This is a genomic window from Caulobacter sp., assembly GCF_017744445.1.
Taxonomy (GTDB): domain Bacteria; phylum Pseudomonadota; class Alphaproteobacteria; order Caulobacterales; family Caulobacteraceae; genus Caulobacter.
In genome coordinates, this window is record NZ_JAGIBH010000008.1 from 23,260 (window position 1) to 40,828 (window position 17,569).

At 64.2% G+C, this 17,569-nt stretch carries 9 protein-coding genes and 1 riboswitch; of the genes, 3 read left to right on the forward strand and 6 right to left on the reverse strand.

Annotated elements, in window-relative coordinates:
* Positions 1–18: 18 nt before the first annotated feature.
* From J7528_RS13175 to J7528_RS13200, 6 genes are all read right to left on the reverse strand, one after another.
* Complete coding sequence (locus tag J7528_RS13175; RefSeq protein ID WP_291875002.1) at positions 19–1,005, reverse strand: DUF1852 domain-containing protein; 987 nt, start codon at positions 1,003–1,005, stop codon at positions 19–21.
* 127 nt (positions 1,006–1,132) lie between these two features.
* Positions 1,133–1,354, reverse strand: a riboswitch (cobalamin riboswitch).
* Between the two features lie 200 nt (positions 1,355–1,554).
* Positions 1,555–1,677 (reverse strand): hypothetical protein, encoded by a 123-nt coding sequence (locus tag J7528_RS13180; RefSeq protein ID WP_291875004.1) that lies wholly within the window; start codon positions 1,675–1,677, stop codon positions 1,555–1,557.
* A 166-nt stretch (positions 1,678–1,843) separates the two neighbouring features.
* Positions 1,844–1,960: a LysR family transcriptional regulator gene (locus tag J7528_RS13185; protein ID WP_291875006.1), complete on the reverse strand. Its 117-nt coding sequence runs from the start codon at positions 1,958–1,960 to the stop codon at positions 1,844–1,846.
* Between the two features lie 43 nt (positions 1,961–2,003).
* Positions 2,004–2,294 carry a hypothetical protein gene (locus J7528_RS13190; RefSeq protein ID WP_291875010.1) on the reverse strand — a complete coding sequence of 97 codons (291 nt, stop codon included), beginning with the start codon at positions 2,292–2,294 and terminating at the stop codon, positions 2,004–2,006.
* The gene (locus J7528_RS13195; RefSeq protein WP_291875013.1) at positions 2,291–4,591 is read right to left on the reverse strand and encodes a hypothetical protein; all 2,301 of its coding nucleotides are present in this window, start codon (positions 4,589–4,591) and stop codon (positions 2,291–2,293) included. Before J7528_RS13195 ends, J7528_RS13190 begins: the two co-directional genes overlap by 4 nt.
* A gap of 5 nt (positions 4,592–4,596) precedes the next feature.
* Positions 4,597–5,244, reverse strand: a complete 648-nt coding sequence (locus J7528_RS13200) for a hypothetical protein (RefSeq protein WP_291875014.1) — start codon at positions 5,242–5,244, stop codon at positions 4,597–4,599.
* A 564-nt stretch (positions 5,245–5,808) separates the two neighbouring features.
* On the opposite strand from J7528_RS13200, the gene J7528_RS13205 reads away from it, so the two are divergent.
* The 3 genes from J7528_RS13205 (at position 5,809) to J7528_RS13215 (ending at position 17,556) form a co-directional block, all read left to right on the forward strand.
* Entirely contained in the window at positions 5,809–15,189 is a 9,381-nt protein-coding gene (locus J7528_RS13205) for a neuraminidase-like domain-containing protein (RefSeq protein ID WP_291875016.1), read from the forward strand.
* Between the two features lie 150 nt (positions 15,190–15,339).
* Positions 15,340–16,923, forward strand: a complete 1,584-nt coding sequence (locus J7528_RS13210; protein ID WP_291875020.1) for a hypothetical protein — start codon at positions 15,340–15,342, stop codon at positions 16,921–16,923.
* Between the two features lie 54 nt (positions 16,924–16,977).
* Positions 16,978–17,556 (forward strand): hypothetical protein, encoded by a 579-nt coding sequence (locus tag J7528_RS13215; RefSeq protein WP_291875022.1) that lies wholly within the window; start codon positions 16,978–16,980, stop codon positions 17,554–17,556.
* Positions 17,557–17,569 lie beyond the last annotated feature (13 nt).

The window sequence follows — 17,569 nt, forward strand, 5'->3', positions numbered from 1 at the left end:
CTCATACTCTTGGACTGATCAGGCGGAGACGCTGGCGGACCACTGCGCGAGGGCGGCGTGGTACGGCTTGATGAAGCGCTCTTCCGCGAACTTCCCCTGTTCCACCGCCAACCGGCTGCGCTCCTCCCGGTCATAGACAATCCGGGTCAGCGAATAGTCCTGATGCTTCAGGCTCGGCCTGTAGCGTTCAGAAGCAACGGAATTGGCGTTGTAGATCTCGGGACGATAGATCTTCTGGAAGGTCTCCATCGTGCTGATGGTGCTGATCAGCTCGATATTGGTGTAGTCACCCAGCAGGTCGCCGATGTGGTAGAAGGCGAAGGGCGCGACGCTGTCCCGAGGCATGAAGTAGCGAACCTTCATGCCCATCTTGGCGAAATACTCGTCGGTCGGAGAGAACTCGTCGTTCTCATACTCGATGCCCAGGATGGGGTGTTCGTTTCCCGTCCGGTGGTAGGTCTTGTTGCTCGACACGCTCAGGCAGATGACCGGCGGCTTCTTGAAGCGATCCCTGTAGGCGCTGGACCCCAGGAAGGACTTGAACAGGTTCCCGTGCAGGTCGCCGAACCCCTCGGGTGCGCCGCTCCCCGGATGGGCCTTCAAGTGCTCCAGCAGCACCACGCTGAAATCGTAGTCGCGGACGTAGGACGAGAAGTTGTTCCCGACGATCCCGTCGATGCGCTCGCCGGTCTTCTTGTCGACGATGGTCGTCTGAAGGATCTCGATCAGCGGAAACGCGTCGATCTTGCCTTCCGCCCCGACATTCAACTCGACCGAGATGATGGTCAGCTCGACGGCATAACGATCCCCCTCGGGGTTGTCCCAATGCGCCAGGGCGTTGAAGCGGTTATCGACCATCCGCAGGGTGTTGCGCAGGTTCTCTTCCCGGCTCTCCCCCCGCGCCAGATTGGCGAAGTTGGTCGTGATGCGCGTGTTGTCGGCGGGACGATAGTCCTCGTCGAAAGCAGTGCTTTTCAGGGTGAAACTAAATCCGCTGCTCGTCATGACCAATCACCTGCTTTGCCGGGCGATGGGTCAGAGGAAGAACGCGCAAGGGCATGGACAGGCGTGGTGGCGCTTAGGCCACGAGCCCTGCTTCAAGCGCGATCCACCGGAGGAACCCCCGTCCGAGGAACGTTATCGCGTCGAAGGCAGGTCTCCTGGCTTGCGGGTCATCGCGACGGCTCCGGCCTTCCCGAGCCTCGTGCAGGCTCAGTGACACAAAATGGAGCCGCCACTCGCCGCTTACAGTTGCGGGGGCAGCGCCGGACTCCGCCCCGAAAGGCGCCACCGGCTTCCCGTCTTAGCCCCATCGCCATGCCTGGAATGGGGAACCTCGACATGATGGTTGAACACCATCGCGAGGCGACCGTCAAGCATCATATAAAGATATCTTTATGTGATTTTGCGCCATGCATGGACGATGCGCCCACCGCGGCTTCCCCGAAACCGACTTTCAGGCGAAGTCGCCATTGCCCGCGCCTAGCTGGGCACGCCAGGTCCGCTCACAAACCGGTTGCCACGGCAGCGGAAGCGCAAGACCCGGTCCGGGTCCTAGCGTTGAGAGAGGCCGACCCTGACGCTCTGACCGATCTCGCCGACACCGCGCCCATCGTCGCCCAGCCACAGCGGACCATCCGCGAAGAAGTCGGGCAGCATCGGCGCCAGGGCTCGCACGCCGAAGACCGCCGAACAGGCCAGCCGGATCGGCCCTCGCGGAATCGCCGCCTTCTCCAGGATACGCGCGGCGCAGGCCAGGGCCGCCCTGCCACTGTCGGTCAGGGACAGCTTGCGGCTGTCGTGCGGGTCAGCAAGGTGGTCCGCAAGCGTGCTTCCAGCCGGGTCAGCGCCGCGGACGCGCTGGCCTTGGTCCCATTTCGTTGGCCGCCTCCGAGAACGAGCCGCACTCGGCCACCTTGGCGAAGATCGCCCACGCCTCGAAGTCGGGTAGCTGCTGCATCGCTCGCGCCTCGCGCCTCGCGCCTCAGCCTAACGCGGCGCGCCTAGTCGCGCCAGGACACCCGAAGCGTCTGCCGCTCCTTCGGCTCGATCATCAGTTCCTTCTCGACGAGCGCACGCCGCTCTGCCTGTCGCCTCAAGTTGGCGTCCACGACCCGCGCGGTCCAGAGCTCCTCGGCAAGCTCTCGGACCTCATCCGGAAGCTCCTGAAATTGTTCCAGCGGGAGAGCATTGAGGCTCTGCACCTCCTCGATCTCGACCTTTTCGGCATCGCTCAACTCGCTCTCAGGCGAGTGTGAAAAATGGTGAAGCGCCACTTTTTCGACCAAGCTCATCGCCTGTCTCCCAAGATCACCAAGCCGGGGTAGATAGCGCCCAACCGCCGCAATCTTTCAAGGTTCTCACTATACCGTGTTCGAGAAGCAGGCTTGAACGAGCCGATGATCAGGATGGCCTCCCGAGCCATGTGCTTACGCAGGCGCCGACCAAGGAGATAGGGCTCGAGATTCACGCCCTGTCTTTTCGCGGCGGCCTGTTCGATCTCCTCGATCTTGCCGATCTGGTAGAGCGCGATGGAGGCGTTGCTCACGCAGTCCGCGATCCACAGCGCCAGGTCGGAATTGCGCCGCTGCAATGCGTTGGTCAGCTCCCGGTCGATCTGGATCGACGACAGGAAAGCCTCGGATAGGTAGGTTATGCTGAACAGCAGCCGATCGAGGGCCACCGCCCCCGTCGTCGTCAGATAAAGCGGGACCTCGCGGATCGTCTTAACCCCCGTCGTGCCGTCCCATTTGACCAACTCGGATCGCAGGATGACGAAAACGCAAAAATGCAGCGCATCCTGCGGAAGGTCATAGCCGATCTTCTCCAGGAAGGCCGCGATCTCATCGGCGTTGCATCTTGGATTCTTGGCGACGAATTGGACGATTCTGACCAGCAACAGCAGCGCTGGCTGCGCGTCCGCCCCCTCGCCGATCCGCATCCGATAGAAATAGTTGAACAGGCACCCGAAGATCCCGCCCAGCTCGTCGGCGTCGGTGACGTGCCTGGCGATTTCCTCGAAACGCCCTTGATCCAGCAAGGTCGTGATCCGGCTTGAATCGAGCTCAAGCTTCGGCATCAGCTGCCGCGAGTCATTGAGGAACAGGTCCTCGAGAACGATGTAGCGGGGCAGCTTCTGAAGGGCGTCGCTTCCGACCAGGTCCTGCCATATGACGCGAGCCCCTGTGCCGCTCGAAGCACGTCCAAAATCGTAGCTGCGCGTCTGGGAGAGCCGATGCAGAACGGACATCAGCGTCTGTCGGATGTGCGACTTCATTCGCCGCCCACTCGATCCGAAGACGAAGCTCATGTGCTTCTCGGCGCTCAAGCCCGTCGTCCCAAAGACGTCACGGTCGAACTTGGCCGTGATATCGGCGCTGAACTTGTCGCCGAGATTATCGGGTGTTTCCGAGATGCCCGTGAGGAAGCGAGCGGTGTTCCCCACCAGTTGCGCGTATCTCGGAGGAACGATCCAGTAGCAAGGATAATCCACCCGATCGCCGACGCCCCGAAAGAGCACCGTCTGGAGCTGATTGAACGTCGTATCGCGTAGATAAGCCAGGTAGTGGCTTTCCACATGGTAGCCGGACATCTGCGGATTCATGACCTTCTCATGAATTCCCTTGAGAAGGCGGACGAGGAAGTGGATGGGGAGGTTCACACCATGCTCGAACAGGAAATGTTCGATCTTAGTGCTGTCGAACCCATCGAAAGAGACCAGGAACTTGATCTTCAGATGTGACGAAAGCTCATAGAGCACTCTGTTCCTGTCCTCGGAGGGCAGCTTCTGGATCGTGCGCAGGAATTTGCCGCGCAGCACGCGATCCAGGGTGACGGTCTCGCCATTGACGACAGTATTCCGTGTCTCTTCGAGTAGCTCATGGAGCGGCCGATCTGCCGCGCTGACATTGAGCTCAGCCAGCTTCGCGCGCTTTTGCTCGTAGGACAGTGTCCCTGACACGAAGAAATAGATCAGCAGGTCGCGCAGCTGACATTGGCGTACGAAGTCCAGGAAGGCCTTTTCGGCCTGATGGCTTGTGTCCGCCATATCCTTAGGAATGTCGTACTTCGAGAACTCTACCCGACAAGGTACGATGCCATTCGACCAGAAGCGCCTCATGCAGATGGTGAAAAGGGACTTGCTGAAGGCCGTCTTCCCGGCGCCGGTAGGACCGATCATGAGGTTGACGGTCGCGACGTTCTCTCTCGAGTTCTGCTCTATCTGCCGATTGAACTCATTGAATATGCGCTCAAACTGCCTGTCGTTCTTGAATTCGTCCTGGATCGCGTCCTCGGGCAGGTAGTTGATCGTGTTTACGATGTAGTTTTGGATCAAGCCCTGGTCGACGCAAACCCCGCCCCCTTCGCGCTCCCCCACATAGACTTCGAAGTAGTTCCGAACATCCTCCACGGATGGGAAGTGATAATTGTTGAGCACCGTCGAGATCGATGCGCCGAACGGAACGTCCGCCGATGAATTTTCGATCTGCTTAAGCGCGGAATCCGACTGCGGATAATCTATGATGATCCGCTCTCGGCGTGTGGGCGCGCCGCGCGTAGCAGCGTCCGGCGTAAAATACGGGAGGGCCAAGGGAGCTACAGCACTGAGATCAAGTGACGACCAACCTTCGTCAAATGCGCGTCCGCCGTTGGAGCGGAGATCAGCCGGTAGGTGAACAGGCGCGACATCGAAAACTCGCGGATCTCGTCGAGTTCTGGATGCCTGACGTGTAGATCAAGCAGGATCTTCGCGAACTCCGAAGCCTTCTCGGTATCCAGCATGTCGTCCATCTTGAGCAGCAGAGCCAGTTCGTAGCGCGTGAGGTTGGCGCAGACCTCGATCAGGAACTTGCGGAAAATCTCTGTCTGGTCCTGACCGCCTTCGGCGCCGAAGAAGAGGATATTGGCGAAAACTCGAGCGCGATCCTGGTCAGCCGTCGCCGCGGCCGCCACCGTCGCCTGCTCAAGAAGACTTTCGCTGAACCACGCCGCACCGGAAGCATCGCCGGCCGCGCCATTCAGAAAGGCCAGCTGTTGATCGATCTCGTGGATCCTGGCGAACAGCTGATCCACCCGTTGGCCCTGGCGCGCGGACAAGTGGGACTCGACGATAACGGATACGCAGCCACCGACCAGGGGGATGGCCGCGATCGCCGACCTTAATCCGACGCCGAAGGGCGAGTCCGCGTGCTGATAGACGTGCGGGACAACGTGGCCAGGCTTTGCGGCAGTAATGTCTTTCACGGAGATCCACCAAGCTAGAGACGGAACCGAAGACCGACGCCTGGCGAACTAGACACTGTCAGCGCGCGACCGAGGCGGGTCGCGACACACCGTCGAACGATGCGTTCACGCTTCTCCCCTCCCCACGGCCAAGGTTAGGCGCAAAAGACGAACACATGCAAGCCGTGCGCTCGACGGTCGGTACAACCGCGACCACGGACGGGCCCGACCTCGGCAGGATCGCGCCGCGCGGATCGCACCGCCTCTCCCTGCGATCGCCCCGGATGGCGCGCTGCCTGCCCGAGGCCAGAGTCATCACTCGGCTCCGAAACCTCGGAAGCCGAACCTACGTGGCGGCCTCAAGAAAACACGCAAAAAGTGTATTATAGAAATACACGTTACTCCGATTGCAGCACCTATTTAGTCGTGCAATGGTCGTATGTGGCGTAAATGTAACCCAGGGACGAAACTCCAGGATAACCAAACCTAGGCCTATGCCTTGGCCTCGCGGCGCGCCGCAACGCGCCTGGAGTCGAACTCTGCCCTGGCTGCCGAAACGCCTAGCCGTTGAGGGGTTGCAGAGCGATGAGCACGATCACGCCGGATCGCGTCAGTGACGAGAACATCAAGGCGTTCCTGGAAAAGACGCCGGGCATCGACCTTGGCGGTTTCGACTTCCACGCCCCTGACGCCCGGCAAAAGCTGGTGGCGATGCAGAGCACGGCCGCGCCGCAAAGAGCCCCGCGCGGCAAGCTGCGCGCGGCGGCGGTGACAGCGGCTCCGGAAGCCAAGACCGCGGGCGAGGCGCCAGTGGCGCCCGAGACTCTCGAGACCCTTCTGGCGTTTCAGCGCTGCTATCGCCTGACGCGAGACGTGGCCCAGGCCGAAGGCCTCATGGCCCTGGGGCTGGACTCTGCGGCCAAGATCGCCTCGCTCTCACCCGCGCGCTTCGTCGAGGCCACCTCATCGGTGTTCGGCGACGACGTCGCGACCGCCCAGGAGGTCTATGCGCGCGCTGGCCACGTCAAGACCGCCGCGCTGCAACTCTATGGCAGCGTCAAGGACCTGACGGCCTCGCCCTACTACGGCAAGGCCAGGTTCAACAGCGCCTCCAGCGACGTGGTCGACTACTTCACCAATCTCCCGAGCTACTCGGCGCTGTTCGGGAACATGAACTATCTCGAGACGGATCCGGGGCAGACGATCTTCAGCCCGTCCGCCTACTTCTTCGACGCGATGCGGATCGTCGATGAGTACATCACCTATCCCAACACCAGCCCGGTTCGCACCATTCCCAAGGGCTATACGCTGGAAGAGCGCCGGCCCGACCTCTTCGCGCTGAAGCTGACCCCGGACAACAGCTTCACCGAAATCCCCACGCTGGATCTCGTCAACGAGATCCTGGCGTACTCGATCCACGCGCGTGACGGGCAGGACGCCTACCAGTACCTGGCCGCCGCGCCCTATCCGTTCAACCTGCCCTATGTCCGGCCGCTGCAGTCGCTGCGCCAGGCGCTGACGATCATGCAGACGCCGCTGGCGACGCTGTATACGGCGATGAGCGCCCCCGAGGCCGGAACCGCGCGCGTGCAGCCGCTCGACGCCGCTCGCGAAAGCCTTGGCCTGTCGGTCACCGACCTGGCGCGCCTGGAGACGCCCGATCCGAGCGTGACGGCCGTCACCCGCGCCTATGGCTACGACATCCCCCGCGTTCCGCCGCCCTTCTCGGGCCTGGGCGTCGTCGGCACGCTGGTCGGCTCGTCCGACGTGGCCGGCTGCGGCTCCCGCTTCACCGCCGAGTTCAAGCCCGGCGACTCCATTCAGATCGGCGGCGCGCCGCGGAAGGTCACGACCATCGCCAGCGACACGGCGCTCACCGTCGAGGCGCCCTGGACCCAGCTGACGGCGATGCCCTACATCGTCGCGCCCAATGCGCCGCCGCCGTCACCGCCGTTCACCGGCCAGGGGACCGTGGCGATCAGCCCCGACAACGCCCAGGTGACGGGCTCGGGCACGGCCTTCTCCACCCAGATCAACGTCGGCGACACGATCACCGCCGCCCAGCAGACACGCAAGGTCGTGGCCATCGCCTCGGACACCGTCCTGACGGTCGACAGCGCCTATCCCTATATCTCGCAAGACCTCGCCTACACGGTGACGCCTCAGGCGGCCAAACCGCCGACGCCCTTCGTCGGCGCCGGCGGGGTGGTGTTCGTGGGGCAGTCGGTGACGACCACCGGCATCGGCACGCGCTTTCTGACCGACTACGCCCACGGGGGCACGATCAAGGTCGACCAGACCACTCTGACGGTCGATGCGGTGACCTCGGACACCGCGCTCTCCGTGACCACCGCCTGGCCGGCGACGGGTGGCCAGAACTATCTGGTGCAACCGGCTGAGCGCACCGGCGACGTGCTCGACGTGCTGCCTGTGACCGGCCCCGGCACGGTCAGCTGGAGCACGACATCGACCACGCTCACCGGCAAGGGCACCGAGTTCCTCAAGGATCTACGGATCTCCGACCAAATCACTGTCGGCGTCGAGACCCGGACGGTGGTGGCGATCCTGTCGGCGACGGAGGCGGTGCTCGAGCTGGCGCCGCAGAGCAACGCCGTCGACCAGGCCTATCTCATTCTGAAGATGGATGGCCTGGACCTGGTCACCATCTTCCTCGAACGGACGGGACTGAGCACCGAAGCGCTGACGGCGCTGCTGACCCAGAACCTGTCGCCCGCCGAGCTCGCCGCGGGCGGCGCCGACGGCTTCTTCATCAACGCCACGGGCGAGAGCCCCGCGGCGATCACCACCTATTTCTGCAGTGATCCCAACAATCCCACCCAGCGCCTGGCCGGCCTGACGCTCAAGCGCCTGGATCGGCTCAGCCGCTTCATCCGCCTGGCCAACAGCTGCGGTTGGTCGTTCGCCGACCTGCAATGGGCGATGACCGCCACGGGCGCGCAGGAGATCACTACGGCCTTCGTCCTGGATCTTGGCCGGATGACGGCGGTGATGGCCAGCGAAGACCTCACCGCCACCCAGACCGCCGCCCTGTTCCATAACCTCAAGACCAGCGGGAAGATCGACGATCGCGCGCCACAGGATCCGTTTGACCTGATCTACAACACGCCGGCGATGCTGCAGGGCCAGGACCCCTATCGCCCTGGCAGCACCACGCCGTTCGATCCCTACCGCACGCCTGTCCAGGTCTGGACCATCGCCAACATGGCGGGGGACGACGGGATCATCCGAGGACGCCTGAAGGCCGCGCTGCGGCTCAACGACGGCGATCTGTCGCGCCTTGCGCTCTACGTCCGCAGCCTGGTGGGCGCCAGCGATCCTGCCAAGCTGCCGCTGGACCTCACGAACCTGTCGTGGCTGGCGCGCCTGGCCAGCTGCGCCCAGGGCCTGGCTTGGAGTGTGGATGCCTATCTGACGTTCCTGGGCCTGCTCTACTACCCCACCGCCCAGGACTATTTCCTGCCGCCCAAGGGCGCCGTGACCTTCGCGCTCGACACGCTTCAGGCGCAATTCTCTCTGGCGCACTGGCTGGACGACAGCGGCTTCACCACCGCACAACTGCAATACGTTACGACCGGGGCCTCACCCTCCTTCCCGCCGCCCTACCCTGTCGCTGAACTCGCCGACTTCCAGGCCCAGACGGCGGTGGCCGCCGCGCCGCTGCGCCTGTCTTCGGCCGGACTGGCCAGCCTGCAGTTGAACGCGGCCGAGGCCAGCGCCCTCTTCGACCACCTCGTCGGACAGGCTTTCGTCACCGACCTGGGCGTCTCGCTGCGCGACCACGCGGCCTATGGCGACATCGCCAACTTCCTGCCGGTTCGCGCCACCGACACCCCTGTTTTCGGCTTCGACGCAGACAGTTTCGTACTCGCCACGCCGACGATCACGCCTGCGCAGTCATCGGCGGTCTATCAGGCGTTGCTAACCTCCGCGCCCCCGATCCTGACGCCCGTCACCGGCGCCAACGCCGCGGTGGCCGAGACGTTCACGGCCACGACGGATCTAAGCTTCCTGACGCCAATCTTCCCGCAAGACAGCACCAGCAGTATCGAGGCCGTGCGTCTGATCCTGCTGACGGCGCGCGCCGGGATCGACGGCCTGGCCAAGATCATCGCCCAGACCAGCGATCAGCAGACCCAGAGCCTCATTGACGCCCTGGCCGACTTCCTCAGCCTGTCGAAGACGACCCTTGGCGCCCTGTTCCCGATGGCTGGCCGACTGGCGCCCCTGCCCCAGGTTCTGTCCGCCTTCCTGACGCCGCTGCCGGCGGGAACCGCGCCGCCCGCGGGCCTCGCCAACTTCGTGGCCTGGCTGGCCCGGATCGGAGTGGCCAGCGACACCTGCGCCCTCGACGGAGTAGAAACCGCCTACGCGACATCACAGGATGGCGCGGTCCATTTCGGTATCGCCGACTGGGCCCATCCGACGCTTCAGAACATCGCCAGCCTTTCGGACTATGTGGCGCTGCGCAACGCCGTTGGCGCGCGCCAGGATCAGCTCATCGCCTATTTCCAGACGCCGTCGAGCGATCCGGACACCAAGGCCCAGGCGCTCGCGACCGCAACGGCCTGGCCGTTGACCGACATCGTGGCGCTGGAGACCTATTTCTGGCCCACGCCCACCCCGTCTGGGGCCGACACCGTGGCCGGGCTGACGCGAATGGCCGGCGTCTTTGCCCTGCAGCGCCGGCTGGGCCTGCGCACGCCGATGCTCGAAGTGCTGGTCTCCACCAGCCACATGGCCCTGGAAAGCGCGCCCGGCGTCATCGATCCGACGGCCTGGGCCACCTACGAACAGGTGGCCCAGGCGGCGTTGGCGGCTCTCAACGCCAGCTTCACGGGATCGGCGCTCGACGACGCCAACAAGGCCCTGACCGGAGCGGTTAACACCGGTTCCCGCGACGCCCTGGTCGGCAACGTGCTGTGGTGGATGAACGCGCGCAATCCCACCCTGCGCGCCGTCAACGACCTCTACAAGTTCCTGCTTCTGGACGTGGAGATGGGCGCGTGCGCGACCACCTCAAAGGTGGCTCAGGCCATAGCGTCGACCCAACTGTACATGCAGCGCTGCCGGATGATGCTCGAGCCGGGCGTGCTGCGGGTCGACATCCCGACCATCTGGTGGTCGTGGATCATGAACTACCGGGTCTGGGAGGCCAATCGGCGCATCTTCGTCTACCCGGAGAACTATATCGAGCCCTCGCTGCGCCAGGGCGCGACGCCGCAGTTCGCCGAGCTGGCCGACAGCCTGCTGCAGAACGACCCGACCAAGACCAATGTCGTCCCGCCCTTCGAAAGCTTCATCAAGGAGCTGGCCGTGCTGGGCAATCTGTCTCCGGTGGGCGCTTCGGAAGCGCACACCAAGGACCAGCGCAGCGGCGAGGAGAAGGAAACCCTCTTCCTGATCGGCCGCACGCGCACCCAGCCCTACCAGTTCTATTTCCGCGCGCTGGATGACGGGTCCGAGTGGAACCCCTGGATCGCCATCGACCTGACCATCAACGGCGACCGGATCTCGCCGGTCTACGCCTTTGGCCGCCTGTTCGTGTTCTGGATCGAGTTCGACACGGCCAAGAGCAACACCATCGCCAACCAGGCCTCGAGCACCGAGACGGTCGACAAGGCCAAGATCAAATACGCCTTTTACAACAATGGCATCTGGTCGAGCGTTCAGACGCTCGACGATGCGGCCCTGATCAACACCTATCCCTCGAGCTATTCGACGATCAGCCAACCAGGCCCCGTCGCCGACAAGCTGCGCAAGGAAAACAGCTACTGGCAGTTTCCCTATGTCGTCTCGACGGGCGAGGGCCTGGTGGGCGCGGGCCGCATCGCCTTCACGCCGGGCCTGGGCACGGTCGACGGCGAGCGCACCCAGTTCACGCGTGAGGTCCGCGCGGGCGACCGCATCGTCTGCATGGGTCAGACGCGCACGGTGGGCGCGGTGGCCAGCGACACGTCCCTGGTCGTCACCGAGCCCTGGACCAGCCCGGCCTCGGACGCCGAATACAAGATCACCGCCCTGAGCCAGGGTGGACGCTACCGACCGTTTGTTGGCACGGGGACGGTGTCCACCACGACGGGCATGCCGCTGGTGACGGGCGCGAACACGCGGTTCCTCGACGAGTTCGTCTATGGCGACACCATCTCGATCGATGGCGAGGCCCATCTGGTGATCCTGATCCAGGACCAGCAGACCCTGCTGGTCGATCAGAACTGGATCGGCAGCTATACGAACGCGGCCTTCACGGTGATGCCCGGCGCCCAGGGCAAGGAAAACATCCTGATCTGCTATTCGGCCTCGGCGCCGACCCAGGCGCCCTTGGCCTTTGCCCCGAAGTCCACGACCGACAACCCGACCAAGAACAGCTTCATCGGCGCCCAGAATGCGCTGAACACCTCGGTCTATGACGGGCTGTGGCTGGCTTCGCAGTATCAGCCGAACCAACAGAACATTCCTGGCGTCGTGCCGATCGCCGATTGCAGCTTCCTCGACGCGGACCTCACCCGCAGCCAGGCCAAGGTGCTGCTGACCGACTACGCCTACGCCGCGAGCGGCAATCCGCGTCCCTACCGGCCCGACCTGATCCGCCAGTACGCCCGCCTGTCGGTGCGACCGAGCGACAACCTGATCGTCGACAACTATTGGGGCGCCAATCTCCCCGGTCAGTTCGACTCCAATACCGCCATCCCGACCAACACGGTCGACCTTCTGTTCAACGTCGCCAAGACCACCGCGGCCTTGACGCCGGTGGGCAACAAGCCGGGCAGCTTCGTGTTCGACAATGTCGATGAAGCCTTCCTGGTGCGCCCGACCGACCCGTCGATCAACTACATCTCCGAGGCGATCCTACGCAGCCAGCGGCCCTGGCGTCCCGACCTGCTCAACAGCCAGGTGATCGCCACCGGCGCCTATTCCGGCGCGCCCAAGCCGCTCACGGCGACCAACTTCTCGTTCGTGCGCCTCAACACCATCGTCATGCCCACCCTGCAGGCGCGGCTGTTCGCGGGCGGGATCGACCGGCTGCTGACGTTGAGCTCGCAGTACCTGCCCGAACTGCCGTTCAATCGCTTCTATCCACCGCCGGGCGTGGACCCGCCGCCGCACGTCATCCCCGTCGGCTCGAACCTGATGGATTTCGACGGCGCCTACGGCCTCTATTTCTGGGAGATCTTCTTCCACGCGCCGTTCCTGGTCGCCGATCGCCTGCAGGGCGCGGGCCGCTTCGAAGAAGCCCTGAACTGGCTGCAATACATCTTCAACCCGACCCAGGCGCCCGACGAAACCGACCCGCAGGATACCGATCCGGCCAAGCGTTATTGGCGCTTCCGCCCGTTCCGCGACATGGACCAGCCTTCGCTTCGCAAGGTCCTGAGCGATCCGCTGCAGATCCGGCGCTACAACTACGACCCGTTCGACCCGGACGCTATCGCCGCCATTCGCCCCGTCGCCTACGCCAAGGCGATCGTGATGCGCTACGTCGATGTGCTGCTCGACTGGGCCGACGCGCTCTTCACCCAGTACACCCGCGAGAGCATCACCCAGGCGACCAATCTCTATGTCCTGGCCGAGGATCTTCTGGGCGAACGGCCCAAGTCGCTGGGCCGCCTGCCCCTGCCCGCCCCCAAGAGCTTCAATGAACTGAAGGCCGAATATCCGGCGCAGCAGATTCCGCAGTTCCTGATCGACCTGGAAAACACCCCGTTCGTCGACGCCGACAACGACAACGCGCGTTATCCCAGCCAGCCGGTCAACGACATCGTCGCCTACTTCGCCGCGCCGGAAAACGCCGACTTCATGAAGTACTGGGAACGGGTCGAAGACCGCCTGTTCAAGATCCGCCACTGCATGAACATCGACGGTCAGGTCACGCCGCTGGCCCTCTATGCGCCGCCGATCGACCCGGCGCTGCTGATCCAGGCCATGGCGAGCGGCGGCATCGGGGCGTTGTCGCAAGCCCTGGCCGAAACGGTCCCCTACTACCGCTTCGCCTACTTGATCGACCGGGCCGAGGCCATGGTCCAGCAGCTGGCCGGCCTCAATTCGGCTCTGCTCAGCGCCCTCGAGAAGCGTGACGCCGAAGCGCTCAGCCAGCTGACGAACCAGCAGGAAGCCCTGCTGCTGAAGCTGACCACGGTGATCAAGGAACAGGAGATCGCCGACGTCGAGGCCAATGGCGAGGCGCTCAACCAGAGCCTGGCCAGCGCCCAATACCGGCAGCAGCACTATGCGGCCCTGACGGCTGGCGGCCTGTCGGCGCGCGAGCAGTCGAGCCTGGACGCCATGCTGGCGGCTCTGGTGTTCAACACCTTGGGCACGGTGACCAAGACCGCCGCCTCGATCGGCTACGCCGTGCCCCAGGTGGGCTCGCCGTTCGCCATGACCTACGGCGGCCAGCAGATCGGGAACGCGCTGAACGCCGCCTCCGGCGTCTTCGAAATCGGCGCGGCGATCTCGACCTTCGTCTCGCAACAGACCCAGACCCTGGCGGCCTATGACCGGCGGGCCGAGGACTGGGCGCTGCAAGACACGCTGGCCGGCTACGACGTCGCCCAGCTCACCGATCAGATCCGTTCCAACGGGATCCGCCTGGCGATCGCCAAGCAGAACCTGGTCATCCACGAGGAGACGATCAAGCAGAACCGCGATCGGGCCAAGTTCCTCAAGGACAAGTTCACCAACGCCGCCCTGTATCAATGGATGTCCAACCAGATCGCGCGGACGCAGTTCCAGACCTACACGCTGGCCTACCAGCTGTGCCTGACCGTCCAGCGCGCCTTCCAGTTCGAGAACGGTACGGGCCGCAGCTTCCTCAACTTCAACTACTGGGACGCGGCTCATCGAGGAGTGACCTCGGCCGACGGATTGACCCTGGCGCTGAGCCAGATGCGCGCCGCCGCGCTGGATGTGTCGCGTCCGCTCGAGATCGAACGCACCATCGCGCTCAGTGAAATCGATCCGCTGGCGCTGATCCGCCTGCGCGAGACCGGCGAGTGCCTGTTCAGCTTCACTGAAAAGCTGTTCGACTACGACTATCCTGGCCACTACAGCCGGGTGATCAAGACGCTCAGCGTCTCCATTCCCTGCGTCGTGGGGCCCTACCAGAACATCAAGGCCACCCTGACCCAATTGGGCAACCAGGTGGTGCTGACCGCCGGCGAGGCGGGACTGGATGCGGTCGCCTTCCTGCTGGGCGCGGCGGGCGCCGTCGCTCCCCCCGCCACCGCCCTGCGCAGCAACTGGCGTAATTTCCAGGAGATCACGCTTTCGTCGGGCCAGGACGACAGCGGCCTGTTCGCGCTCAATCTCGAGGACAGCCGCTATCTGCCCTTCGAAGGCACGGGCGCGGTGTCCAGCTGGCGCCTGTCGATGCCCAAGGGCGCCAATCGCATCGCCTTCGACGCGATCGGCGATGTGATCATCACCGTGAAATATACCGCCCGCGACGGCGGCGAAGCCTTCCGCCGCAAGGTCGCGGGTCTCGACGCCCTCAAGCCCTTCACAGCCGTCGATTACGTTGACTGTCGGTCGATGTACTTCGACGCCTGGAACCTGCTTTTCGCCTCGGCCAAAGCCGGCAGCCAGACGCTCTCGCTGGCGATCCCGGACTTCACCCCGCCCAATGTCGACCGCAGCAAGCTGCTGGGCTTCTACCTCACGCTCGAGGCCGACGCCTCGGTTCCGGGGGACTACGTCACCGTCAAGTTCCCGGGCGCCCTGAACGCTGGACTCACGCTGTCGGCGGTCAACGACGCGACGTGGCTGTTCGACCAGCACCAGCAGACCCCGCCCAGCGTGGCCAAGGCGACGTCCGCGCCGATCGACATCGTTTTCGACCTGTCCAAGACACCGGTTGATCTGATCGACAGCGCCACTGGGCAGCTATCACCCGACGCCCTGAAGAATATCCAGGTCGTATTCTACTACTCCGGCACCGTTAACATCTAAATTTAACAAGGGGAGACGTTCATGCCTTCGCAGCAATGTCTGAATAATGTCGCGTCCGAGCCGCCACCCTACAACGTAATCTGCACGCCAGACTTCTGTTCACAGACCTCGTTCGCACGCGGCGTCCATTGCTCCGCACGCGGCCTGCCCATGGACACCCCGGTCCTGACCTGGGATCCAAACCTGAACGGCGGCCAGGCCTGCTACTGCTGCTGCTCATGCTTCGCGCTCGACACGCCCATCGAGGCCCGGGCTGGCGTTTACACGCTGATCCAGGACATCCGCAGCGGCGACGAGATCCTGGCCTGCGGACTGGACCTGGCCTGGCGGCCGACCTCGGTGAAATATCGCACCGGCGACACCGAGCCCTCGACGATCCCGGGCATGTACTATGTCGAGTATCTGATGGCGGGCGAAGCCGCCAATCGCCACCTTCTGGTCACCGTCGACCACCTGTTCCTGATGCACAGCTCCAAGACCTTGAAGAAGGTCCAGACGCTGGTGCCGGGCGACGAGCTGATGATGGCCGACGGCCAGCAGGCCATCGTCCAGTTCGCCGTCGTCGGCGAGCATTTCACCGCCGTGCAGAGCCTGGAAATGGACGGCCGCCTGGATCCCAGGACGCTGTCGGGACACCTGGTCAACAGCAACGGCGTGGTGACCGCCGACTATGCCGTCCAGGTGCTCTACGAGATGGGCGATCCCGACAACGTCCATCACGATCACCACACCGACGACAACGAGAGCGAAGCCCACGTGGTCGTTGGGTCCGAGGACTATCACCACCGGCACGCCAACGAAGCCTCGAAGGCCTTCCACGCCGACGCCAGCCGCTGGCCGAAGGGCTTCAAGCCGCATCACACCGGCGAGATGTCGATCCCGGCCATGGCCACGCGCTACATCTCCCACGCCCAGATGAAGGCCGTGCGGGAGAACGGCAGCTTCAACCCGCCGACCAACATCACGGGTCGTGACGCCCTGCTCTATCTCTTCCAGCAGAGCCGACGCCTGTATCCGGACATCACCTGCATCCTCGACTGGAACCACAAGCAACCCAACGCCTATGCGTGGGAGAGCGGCGGCCAGAAGTTCATCGTCTTCAGCGGTGGCCTGGTCCGCCTCAAGGGCCTGTTCATGGAAGGCCTGTCGGTGATCCTGGCCTCGCTGCAGGCCTCGCTGCAGCGCCCGGCCTGCGTCTGCGAATGGGACTATGCCGCCACCGCCTCGATCCTGCGTAGCACCTGGCCCGACAGCATCCTGACGACGCTGCTGCCGGCCGGCCTCCAGCAGGTCGAGGCCTATTTCAAGCTGGCGGAAGGCGCGCCGCTGGATCACGACGGCGATCGTTGCAACGCCCCCACGCTGGACTGCCGGATCCAGTCCTACTGGGCCGGGTTCAGCTTCTACAACCTGCCCGAATGCGCCGGCGTCTATCCGCGCTACCTGCTGATCGGCACGGCCTTCGCGGCGATCGACAACCTCTCGGTCACCGTGGCGTTCAACGACGCGCTCGACCCGGCCACCGCGACGGACGTGAACAACTACGTGTTCAGCCCGGCCGCGCAGGTCGCCTCGGCCACGATCGATCCCAAGAGCCCCAAGGCCGTGGTGCTCAGCACCCCGGACCTCAAGCCCGACAGCTACTACGTGCTGGTGCTCAACAACCTGCAGTCCAAGCACGGCGCGCCGCTGGGCCCCGAGCAGAACAAGGCGATCATCACCACCCACCCCTAGCGTGCGCGGCGCGTCCGGCGATCTCGCCGGGCGCGCCCTCAAGGAGACATGATCATGAACGCCATCTTCCGCCAGCTTGAGGCGGCCGACGATAGCGCCGCCTTGTGCGCCGAACTGTCGGAGCTGCTCGGCCTGACCAAGCCTGTTCCCGAGGAAGTTCTGGCCCGCGCGCGCGCCGACGATCACTACGCCAACTATCTGCTGCGCAGCCGAGGCCACCCGGACCTTCTGGAGGTATTGCTGCGCTCACCCGGCAACGCCGCCTATCGCAATGACCAATCGGCGACCGCTGAAACGGCATCGACCGATACGCTGTCCCATTCGAACCTGGCCCTGGCGGCCAAGGCCGGAGCCGCGGCGCTGAAATGGGCGGCCGGCGGCTTCAAGCAGATCCCTCAGGAGACGCTCGAGCGCAGGCTGGCCGCTTGCGAGGCGTGTCCGAACCTGATGCCCGCGCCGGGTCTGCTGATCTACAAGGTCGCGCTCAGCAGCCGCTCCGACCAGCGCATCTGCGGCGCCTGCGGCTGCACCGCGTCGCGCAAGGCCAGTTTGCCGGATGAAGCCTGCCCGGTGGAAGACCCCGATCAGCCGGGCTTCACCCGCTGGCAAGAACCCATCAAGGCCAAGGCGTAAGGCGCAAGCCTTC